The sequence below is a fragment of the Streptomyces jeddahensis genome (genome assembly GCF_001642995.1).
In the GTDB taxonomy this organism is placed as follows: domain Bacteria; phylum Actinomycetota; class Actinomycetes; order Streptomycetales; family Streptomycetaceae; genus Streptomyces; species Streptomyces jeddahensis.
Genome location: NZ_LOHS01000022.1, coordinates 36,640 through 46,117, shown reverse-complemented (window position 1 = coordinate 46,117; position 9,478 = coordinate 36,640). Strand labels below are relative to the sequence as shown.

Sequence of the window (9,478 nt, the reverse complement as noted above, 5' to 3'; positions counted from 1 at the left end):
TGGATCCGCGCGCAGTGCTTGTAGAAGAGTCCGCCGTGAACGGTGGCGATGTTGACCTGGGACTGGAACTCCTCCCGGTCGAGCATGTGGACCTCGTCGTCGGTCAGCCCGTACTTCAGCTCGGTATCACGCCTGGTGACAAGTCGACCGAGCCCCGCCCGAGTGTGAGCGGCCACGAGCGCGCCACCCTTGTGCTGATCGGCATCGATGCCCTCGGCCTCAAGGATGTCCAGCACCGCGTCGACGCCGGCGACGAACTCCTGCTGCAGCGCCCGGCTCGCCTCCAGCCCACCACCGACACGGGCGAAGGTGGCACGATTTCCCGGAGGCATTGCCGAAAGCCAGCCACCGTTGCGCCCTGACGCGCCGTAGCCCACCTGCTCGGCCTCGAAAACGGCGACCGAGAGCGACGGTTCGAGCTTCTTGGCGAAGTACGCCGCCCACAAGCCGGTGTAGCCGCCGCCGACAATGGCCACGTCGACGGAGTCCCGGCCGGTGAAACGGGGGAACGAGGGCTTCTTGTCGACCAGTTGGGTCACCCAGAAGCCGAGCTCTCCGTTTCGAGGGGATGCCGCAAGGGTGTTCATAATGAGTCTTTCTTTCTGCGTCTGGAAACCGTGTGGGCCAGCACTGGAAGGCGGTGTGACCGCCACCGAGGGGGAGGGCCGGGAACGAAGGGCTCCGTCGCCCTCGATCAGGACCTCCAGCCGCCCGGTGTCGTCCCCCATCGCATCGGCGAGGGCGCTGATGGCCGCGATGTTGTCGACGCCGACCCGCAGACGGGTCGTCTCGGCCAGCCACCGGATGTGCGGCCCTTTCGTTCCCCGCGGGCCGGATCGGGTAGTCGATGAAGACACCGTCGAATCCGGCCTCGGCGAAGACCTCGGCCTCACCCACGTTGCCCGCGGTGATTCCGTCGGTCTCCGCCTGGACCCGGCACCGACCGACCTCAACGCACTTGTCCGCCTTGACGTGCGGCCTGACGTCGAGGCTGTGCTCGGCGGCGAAGCCCTGAATACGGTTGTTGTCGTCCCGCATTACGTGGGCCGGCACGATCGGCGCCGGGGTGTCGATGCGCTCGATGAGGGCGCCGAGTGCCTGTTGCAGCCGGTTCACAGCTGTACTGCCCATGATTGGTTCGCCGCTACACCGCAGTGCAGATCATCTGGATCTCGACAGGGGTGTTGAGCGGCAGTCCGGCGACGCCGATCGCGGTCCGGGCGTGCCGTCCGTTCTCGCCCAGAACCTCGATGAACAGTTCACTGGCCGCGTTGGCGACCTGTGACTGCAGACCGAAGTCCGGCGTGCTGGCCACGAAGACCAGCATCTGCACGATCCGGACCCGGTCCAGATCACCCACCGCCTGCACAGCAGCGGCGAGCGCGTTGAGCGCGGCATGGCGCGCGAGCTCCTTCGCGGCCTCCAGCTCCACGTCCCGGCCGACAACGCCCTGACCCAGCAGCTCGCCATCCTTGAAAGGCAGTTGGCCGGAAATGTGGATGCTGGAGCCCACCGCTCGGTGGTGCACGAAGTACGCGTTACCGGCGAGGTCGGGTAGCTCCAGTCCGAGGTTTCGGAGCTTTTCTGAAGCTGAGTCACCCTTGACGGTCTGAGGCAGGGGCTGACTCATGCCGCCACCGCCTTGCTGTGGATCATTTCCTCAGTTCTCCGCTCGGGTGTCAGGGGCGCGGGAGGCCGAAGAGGACCGGGAGGTCGGCGATGTCGGTGATCCGCTCGTAGCCGAGCCAGTGCTCGTCGTGCTCCCAGCCGCGGTCCATGTACACCTTGTTCTCGATGCCCATGATCGCCGCGGAGCGCAGGTCGTACATCGGGCTCGCGGAGACATGGACGATCTCGTCGGGTGTCACGCCGAGCTTGGCAAACATGTACTCGAACGCGCTGAGTCGCGGCTTGTAGACGCCCATCTCCTCGGCACTGATGACGACCTCGAACGGGGCCTTCAGGTTCTCCGCGAGGCGCACGGCGTGCGCGGTGTCGCTGTTCGTGATGATGACCAGCGGGACCGCCTCGGCCAGGCGGTTCAGCGCCTCGGTGACACCCGGGTACGGGCCCCAGGTGGGAATGCGCTCGTACACCGCCCGCGCCTCGTCCTCGCGGAACTCCAGACCGACCTTGTGCAGAGCACGCTCCATGGAACGAGCGACGACCTGGTGGAACGGCTGGTACGCGCCCGTGCACTCGTCTATCCGGTACGCCTTGCAGATCCGCAGGAACTCATCGGCGACCTCGGCCGGCAGCCGGTCGCCCAGGACCTCGCGCATGGTGTCGTTGATGCTGAACTTGATCAGCGTTCCGTTCATGTCGAACGTCACGAACTTGGGCTTGACATCGAATCCCATGAGTCCTCCTAGTGCTTCAGCGGAGCAGCTTGAGCCGCTATGGACGATTGTCGACCAGCGCTGTCGATTGTCGACCATATGGGTATCGGCTGTCAATGTTGGGCAGCCTGCGTCCGCTCTGGCCATCGGCGGCTCCGCCTCGGCGGGGGGCTCTGTCGTCGGCGCCCCACCTGCGCGGCGGAGGGGGTGGACATGGGCTTGCAAGGCTGAGTGAACGCCGGTCAGTGGCCTGTCATGAGGCTGCGGAGGCCCGGGCGTGTGTGCGGCGCAGACGCGTTCGGCGGGTGCATCCTGACCCGCATCGCCCAGGGCGCGCTCACCAGGTATGTGCCACCACCTGCCTTGCCGCCACTCGGACCCTTGGCGCACCGACTGGTGCCGCTGCTCCCGGTGCTGCCGCGACGGGGCCGGGGTCCTGGCGTGGAGTGGTTCCCCGGACCGCCGGCTCGGGTTCAGTGTGGGACGCGGAGGGAGTTTCCCGGTCTCGCACTTCCATGGCGCAACGGAGTCTGTGAATCGTCCAGGGTGCTGGAGCGCGAGCTCAACCGGACCCGCTCCACCGCCGGCCGGTCGATTATTCCGGCCCCGGCAGGGCCGCCCCGTCCGATATCGCCCCCAAGTGCGGCGCCGACAGGGCTCCCTTCACGCTGCTGCAGATCAAAAACGCCCGTGGCAGGACCGGCGTCGGTCAGACAGTCAAACGGTCCCCTTAAGGCGCCGACCTGTCCTGTGAGTCAGGGGAGAACCGTGCTCAGAAACCGAGTTGATTGTCGATGCAAGATCAATGGAGGTATAGTCGACAAAAGAATGGTCGACAACGACCAAGGGAGGCCCCCACAGTGGACCACAAATTCGAGTGGCAGGAGCAGCGGATGACGACGCCGGACGGCGTCTACCGCACGCTGCGTGCCGCCATTCTCGACGGCACCGTACCTCCCGGTGGCCAGTTGCGTGAGGCGCACATCGCCGCGGATCTCGGCATCAGCCGGTCCCCGCTGCGTGAGGCGCTGACCAAGCTGGAGGAGGAAGGGCTCGTTGTCAAGATCCCCTACCGCGGGGCGTTCGTCGTAGAGGTGAGCGCTCGTGAGGTCGCCGAGATCGACTCGGTCCGGCTGCGGGTAGAGCCGTACGCCGCGGAGCTGTCCACCGAAGCGCTGCGCGGTCCTGAGCGGCCTCAGTTGCTGCAAACGGTCGAGGATCTCCGCCGGGCCATGGAGAAGGACGACATCCCGGCCAGCATCGACGCGCACCTTCGCTTCCACCGACTCTTCTACGATCTCTCGGGGCACGGCGTGCTGCAGAGCCTCTGGAACGGCTGGGAGACCAAGCTGCGCCTCCACCTCAGCGTCGATCACCGCACCTACAGCGACGACCCGCATCAACTGGTCGTCGAGCACGAGCGGTTGGCCGCGGTCGCCCTTGACGGCGACACCGACGCGTTCCGTCAGGAACTGGCTGCCCACTTCCCCATGGGGCTGGGAGCCCAGACGGGAGACCCGGGGGAGCGTACGCCCCGGCACATGTGAGGCCATGTTGCCTGCGTGGTCCAAGGCCGCTTGCCACCGTGACGCTGTAGAGCCGTGCCGGGAAGTCGAGGATCGTGGCGGGGCCTTGTGTCATAAGCGCGGCTTCTCCCGCAGCGCGGTCGGGGCCGCGATCGCCCCGCATCCCGTCGTCCGCGACGACCTGGAGCGAGGGCAACTCGTCGCACCCTTCGGTTCTGTCCCCGACGGCACCGGTTACCACCTCCTCAGCCCGTCACTCACCCGAGCAGGAAGGACGCGTCCGCCGGCTCATGGCATGCCTGCGGGCCAATTAGTACTGCAACGGTGCTTGTTCTGAGTGCTGGGCAGTTTCAGGGGCTGTGTCCGCGTCGTTTGTAGTGGCTGATTCGGGCTTGGTGCTGGCGTCTTCGGCGCCAGGTTGACCAGTGCAGGATGTGGTCGACCGGGGCCGACCGGCGGTGGGTGAGGCGAGTGATCAGTCGTCGGATCTCAGCGAGGCTGAGGTGGATGAGCTGGGAGGATCCGTTTCTGCTTTCTCCGTGTCCAGTTGGCGGGCCCGTAGGACGGTCAGGCAGGCGTGGGCGGCGATGGCGAGGGTCATGTGGCGGTGCCAGCCCGGGTAGCGGCGGACCTGGTAGTCGTCCAGGCCGCATTCCTGCTTGGCGGTCTGGAAGCACTCCTCGACAGCCCAGCGGCTGCCCGCGATGCGGATGAGTTCGTCCAGCGTGGTGTCGGCGGGACAGTAGGCGATGTAGTAGGAGACCTCCTCGGGCCGGCTGACGCTGCGGCGGGCGAGGACCCAGTGCCGGCGGTCCTCGCGGTGCCAGGGGCGGACCTCGACGCGAGCCCAGTCATAGATCCGCCGGCCATGGGCTCCCTCGCCGAAGGAACGGCGCTTCCACTTCTGCCGCGGCAGACCGGGGAACAGGTCGTGGACCGGGTGGTCCATGGCCCAGCGGGTGACGACGGTGTCGTGCCGGGTGGCGGCCATGACATGGAAGACGTCCGCCTGCTCCAGTTCGAACCGCCAACCCTTGCTGAAACCGTAGGCGGCGTCCGCGGTCACCCAGCCGAACGGGATCCGGTCCGCGATGGCCCTGCGGACCATCGCCTTGGCTATGGCCACCTTCGTCTCGAACGCGACCTCGTCGCCGATGCCGGCCCGACGGCAGCGTTCCCGGTCGTCCGTCCACGACGTGGGCAGATACAGCCGGCGGTCGATCAGCGTGCGGCCGCGATCGGTGGCGTAGGCGAGGAACACACCGATCTGGGAGTTCTCGGTGCGGCCGGCGGTTCCGGAGTACTGCCTCTGCACCCCGGCCGACCGCAGGCCCTTCTTCAGAAAGCCGGTGTCGTCGACGATCAGCACGGCATCCCAGTCGCCGAGGTGTTCCACGACGTAGTCGCGGACGTCGTCCAGGACCTCATCAGCGTCCCACTCGATCCGGTTCAGCATCCGCTGGATCCGGTCCGGGCCGTCGTGACCGGCCTCCTCGGCCAGCGTCCAGCCGTTCTTGCGCTCCAGCGGAGCAATCAGCCCCCGCATGTAGGCAAGAGCCGACTCCCGCGGCTCCGACCTGTTGAAACGGTGCACGAACCGCTCATGCAGAGCGCTCAGTTCGCCCGCCCACAACCTGACATCAGCAAGGTCCCCACCCATAACCACACCAACGACCGACCTGGCCAGCAGTCACGACAGACACCGTTGCAGTACTAGGGCAAGCAACGACCGCTACTCGTGCTCGGACAAGCGGATCTCGCTACTCCGAGGCGTCTGCCAGGTCGACGGAGGGCTCTGGTCCACGCTGGAAGGCACGGCCGAAGTGCTGGCCGGAGCTACCGACGGACAGGAGGTCCGGGCGTTTGGCCACGCGACCGTCTCCGGAGGAACGCCCACGCGCGCGCCTGCCGATCCACGGACCGAGGAATCCGGCGATCCAGCGCACCTCGGCTGACGCGGTACGCAAAAATCGTGCCCGACCGACAGGCAGGACGGGCAACGGGTGCGTCCAGGAGTCGTCGGTGTCCGGCAGGTTGAGCGAGTGAGCGAGCGCCGCCGCGATCCGCTGGTGGCCGAGTGGGCTCGAGTGGAGGCGGTCCTGACTCCACAGGCGTGGATCTGTGGCCACCGGATACAGGGTGACGTCGGCGACGACGACACCATGCCGGTGCGCCGCCGCGCGAACGCGGTGGTTCAGCGCCTCAAGACGCGGCCGGAGCGGACGGGCCAGTGGAGTAACGCGCGCGATGTCGGGAAAGGTGAGCGTCGCCACGCGCGCCCCCTGGCCGGTGAGCGCGGCGAACATCGCCTCCAGATGCGCGGCCACCTCATCCGGATCGAAGCGGGGGCGCAGCATGTCGTTAACTCCGGCCACGACCGTCGCGAAGTCCGGCCGCAGCGCAAGCGCCGCGGGCAACTGCTCCGCGTGGACCTGCCCGGCCAGACGGCCCCGTACGGCGAGATTGGCGTACCGGAGCTGCGGGCTGTGGCGAGCCAGGTGCTCGGCGAGCCGGTCGGCCCACCCGCGCAGGCCTGTCAGATCGTCGCCGTCGCCGACCCCTTCTGTGTGACTGTCGCCCAGGGCCACGAAGCGCAGATAGCGGGTCTCAGTGCCTGACATGAGCGGCTGGCTCCTTATTGTGATCACCGGAAGAGCCACCACTCTAGTCAATTTTTTGAGTAATCATCTTGGTGCGCTGGTCGAGCCTGCGCAACACCATGTCGCCCCACTGGAGGTTCTCCCGCTCGAACGACATCCCGCGCAGCAGAGTGAGGTACGGGCCGATACGCTCGGCCTCGGCAAAGTACGCCTCCTCCGAGCGGCCGCCCAGCAGTCGTTGACGGATTCTCTCGTAGCGGGCCAGCTTGGCCGTGGCCCATTCCATGCGTTCGACGACGGCGGCGCGCACCGCCTCGACGTCGCCGGCGTCCGCGCACTGCACCTTGACCAGCAGCTCGTCCCTGATGACCGCGGGCCGACCCGGCGGCTCGGCCGTGTATGCGCCCACAGCCTCCCGTCCAGCCTCCGTCAGGGAGAACAGCCGTTTGTTGGGACGACGCCGCTGCTCGACGAGGCGAGCCGTGACCAGCCCCTCGGCCTCCATACGCTCCAGCTCCCGATAGAGCTGCTGAGGCGTCGCCGTCCAGAAGTTCGCGACTGTCGCGTCGAAGCCTTTCGCGAGGTCGTAACCGGACGCCTCGCCCTCCAGCAGCGCGGCCATCACCGCGTTCCGCAATGCCATGGGAGCAAGGTACGGCCCAGCGAGTATTCCATGATGAGCACTCCCGAAGCGCCGCACCCTCGACAAGCATCGGAGTCACCTCTACCCTCCTCTATACCTATTCAACTTATTGGGTATAGAGGTCGATCATGCACCCCTTCCGTAAGGCCGTCGAGAACGGTGACCTGGACGCCGTGGCCGCCCTTCTGGCCGACGACGTCGTATTCACCAGCCCGGTCGCCTTCAAGCCATACCCGGGCAAGGCGATCACCACCGCGATCCTGCGCGCCGTGACACAGGTCTTCGAGAACTTCACCTACGTCCGGGAGATCGCGAACCCCGACGGCCGTGACCACGCTTTCGTCTTCACCGCGAGCGTCGCCGGAAAGAAGCTCCAGGGCTGCGACTTCCTGCACTTCGACGAGGACGGCAAGATCGACGACTTCACTGTGATGGTGCGCCCGCTGTCGGCCGCCCACGCGCTGTCCGAGGCCATGGGCGCCCAGTTCGAGAAGATCGCCCGAGAGGCCGCCGAGCAGTGAGCCCGACGACCGACTTCGACGCCGTGGTCATCGGCGCGGGAACGCCTGACTGACCGCCGCCACCACACTCCAGCAGGCGGGACAACGCACCTCCTGGTGGAGCGTCACAACATCCCCGGCGGCTGTGCCTCGTCCTTTCGGCGCGGGCGCTTCAACTTCGAGACGGCGCTGCACCAGTGACTGTCCGGTCGGCACCACGTTGAGCAGAAACGGATCCTCCCAGCTCATCCACCTCAGCCTTGCCGAGATCCGAGGCCTGATCACCCGCCTCACCGACCGCCGGCCCAGCACCGATCGACCACATAGTGCACTGGTCGACCTGGCGGCGAAGGCGGCAACACCAAGCCCGCATCAGCCACTGCAAGCGACGCGGGCACAGTCCCTGAAGAGCTGCCCAGCAATCAGAACAAGCACCGTTGCAGTATTAGACCGTGTCCTACGTGGTGAGGCGGATGAGTCGCTTGTAGCAGCACAGGGCGGCTGCGAGGCCGAGAAAGGCGAGGTAGTTGCGGGGATCCCACCACATAGGACACCGTCTTAGACGGTGTCCTATGTGGTGAGGCGTCGTCACCTGCGCCGGGCGGCCGACACCGACGAAGGGGGGCGGGGATTGTTCCTGGTCGCCCAGTTCACACACCGATGGGGCACCAGTTACGTGCCTCGCGACAAAGCGATCTGGACCGAGCAGTCACTCAACGGCTTGGCGACCGAGCCTGCCGCGGACATCGCCGACATGCTGCGGCCAGTGGAGCGAAGCGGACTGGTGACCGCTGTGGCCATCGGCCGGTGCGCGCCTCGGGCCAGAACCTGGCCGCTGCTCGCGACGGCCTCCGGACGAAGCAGGTCGGTCAGTGTCTCGCGGGCAGCAGGCCCTTCTCCAGGACGAGTTCGGCGATGCTCCGACCGCTGACGAGGACCTCTTCGGCGGTGTCGGTGGCCGCCGTACCCGATGTTTGGGGCCTTCGGAATGCGGTGAACGAGACCGTCCACCCGTCGGTGCCCGACGCCCTGCACGGCATGGTCGTGGTCGACCGCGTGGACTGCGACCACGCCGTGCGCACCTTCCACGCCATCGGCGACACCTCATCCCTGCACGCCACCGCCGCCGGGAACGCCGTCCTCGCCCATCTGGAAAGATCCGAGATGGACGGGGTCACCGCGGGGACGCTGGAGGGTTATGGCGAGGAGGCCGTCACCGACCCTGGGCAGCTGGGTGCGGAGCTCCGCCGCGTGAGCGGGCGTGGCTACGCCGTCGACCACAATCAGTACCTGCAGGGTGTCTGCGCGATCGCGGGACCCGTGCTCGACGGTGAGGGCACACCGCTGGCCGTCGTGGTGGTCTCCCTGCCCGACTCCCGCTTCCAGCTCGGCCGGTTGGCCGAGCTGGGGCGGCTGGTCTCCGAGACGGCTGCGGAGATCACCGCCCGACACCTGGCCTGACGACGGTCCCGGCGCCGCGGGCGTTGCGCGCCGGCATCACTTCACGGTCAGGTAGATCTTCCGCACGGTTTCGATGGTCTTCCACACGCCGACGAAGCCCGGCTTCATGACAAAGCTGTCGCCCGCCTTGTAGACCACCGGCTCGCCGCCTTCCGGCGTGAGTTCGACGACGCCGGCGAGAATGTGGCAGAACTCGAACGTCTCGCCCTTGATCGAGCGCATCTCGCCGGGCGTCGCCTCCCAAATTCCCGTATGGATCGACTCCCCACGGGCGACGTCTTGGGCCCAGGTCCTGAACTTGGGGTTGCCGGAAATCAGGCGCTCCGGGAGTGGTCCGGACTCGTGGGGCGTGAAGGAGGGATGGGTGTCGATGGTCTTCAGGAGCGACATGTTCTCTTTTCCTTGGGCT

Annotated in this window: 10 protein-coding genes and 1 pseudogene; 3 read left to right on the top strand and 8 right to left on the bottom strand. The window is 67.0% G+C overall.

All coding sequences use genetic code 11. The features are described from left to right. From STSP_RS02075 to STSP_RS02065, 3 genes are all read right to left on the bottom strand, one after another. Positions 1-539: NAD(P)/FAD-dependent oxidoreductase (locus STSP_RS02075; protein WP_157902765.1), on the bottom strand; the 539-nt coding region annotated here is incomplete at its 3' end. Positions 540-1,144: 605 nt separating this feature from the next. Continuing rightward, positions 1,145-1,630, bottom strand: a complete 486-nt coding sequence (locus STSP_RS02070) for a RidA family protein (protein WP_067271173.1) — start codon at positions 1,628-1,630, stop codon at positions 1,145-1,147. Between the two features lie 49 nt (positions 1,631-1,679). Beyond that, the gene (locus STSP_RS02065) at positions 1,680-2,360 is read right to left on the bottom strand and encodes a haloacid dehalogenase type II (protein WP_067271170.1); all 681 of its coding nucleotides are present in this window, start codon (positions 2,358-2,360) and stop codon (positions 1,680-1,682) included. An 839-nt stretch (positions 2,361-3,199) separates the two neighbouring features. Between STSP_RS02065 and STSP_RS02060 the strand changes: the two genes are divergently transcribed. Further along, the gene (locus STSP_RS02060; RefSeq protein ID WP_067271168.1) at positions 3,200-3,886 is read left to right on the top strand and encodes a GntR family transcriptional regulator; all 687 of its coding nucleotides are present in this window, start codon (positions 3,200-3,202) and stop codon (positions 3,884-3,886) included. Between the two features lie 454 nt (positions 3,887-4,340). Here STSP_RS02060 and STSP_RS02055 read toward each other — a convergent pair whose 3' ends face one another. The 3 genes from STSP_RS02055 to STSP_RS02045 form a co-directional block, all read right to left on the bottom strand. Next, entirely contained in the window at positions 4,341-5,525 is a 1,185-nt protein-coding gene (locus tag STSP_RS02055; RefSeq protein WP_067271166.1) for an IS701 family transposase, read from the bottom strand. A gap of 100 nt (positions 5,526-5,625) precedes the next feature. Continuing rightward, entirely contained in the window at positions 5,626-6,486 is an 861-nt protein-coding gene (locus STSP_RS02050) for an SGNH/GDSL hydrolase family protein (protein ID WP_067271164.1), read from the bottom strand. A gap of 43 nt (positions 6,487-6,529) precedes the next feature. Continuing rightward, the gene (locus STSP_RS02045) at positions 6,530-7,108 is read right to left on the bottom strand and encodes a PadR family transcriptional regulator (protein WP_067271162.1); all 579 of its coding nucleotides are present in this window, start codon (positions 7,106-7,108) and stop codon (positions 6,530-6,532) included. A 128-nt stretch (positions 7,109-7,236) separates the two neighbouring features. Between STSP_RS02045 and STSP_RS02040 the strand changes: the two genes are divergently transcribed. Then, positions 7,237-7,629, top strand: a complete 393-nt coding sequence (locus tag STSP_RS02040; RefSeq protein ID WP_067271159.1) for a nuclear transport factor 2 family protein — start codon at positions 7,237-7,239, stop codon at positions 7,627-7,629. A gap of 810 nt (positions 7,630-8,439) precedes the next feature. Here the strand turns inward: STSP_RS02040 and STSP_RS39925 are convergent. Continuing rightward, a pseudogene (locus STSP_RS39925) lies at positions 8,440-8,588 on the bottom strand (aspartate ammonia-lyase); the annotation flags it as partial. A 13-nt stretch (positions 8,589-8,601) separates the two neighbouring features. On the opposite strand from STSP_RS39925, the gene STSP_RS02035 reads away from it, so the two are divergent. Further along, positions 8,602-9,069, top strand: coding sequence for an IclR family transcriptional regulator (locus STSP_RS02035; RefSeq protein ID WP_232789492.1), 468 nt, complete (start codon positions 8,602-8,604; stop codon positions 9,067-9,069). A gap of 36 nt (positions 9,070-9,105) precedes the next feature. Here the strand turns inward: STSP_RS02035 and STSP_RS02030 are convergent, their stop codons facing one another. Then, the gene (locus STSP_RS02030) at positions 9,106-9,459 is read right to left on the bottom strand and encodes a cupin domain-containing protein (RefSeq protein ID WP_067271156.1); all 354 of its coding nucleotides are present in this window, start codon (positions 9,457-9,459) and stop codon (positions 9,106-9,108) included. Positions 9,460-9,478: the final 19 nt, after the last annotated feature.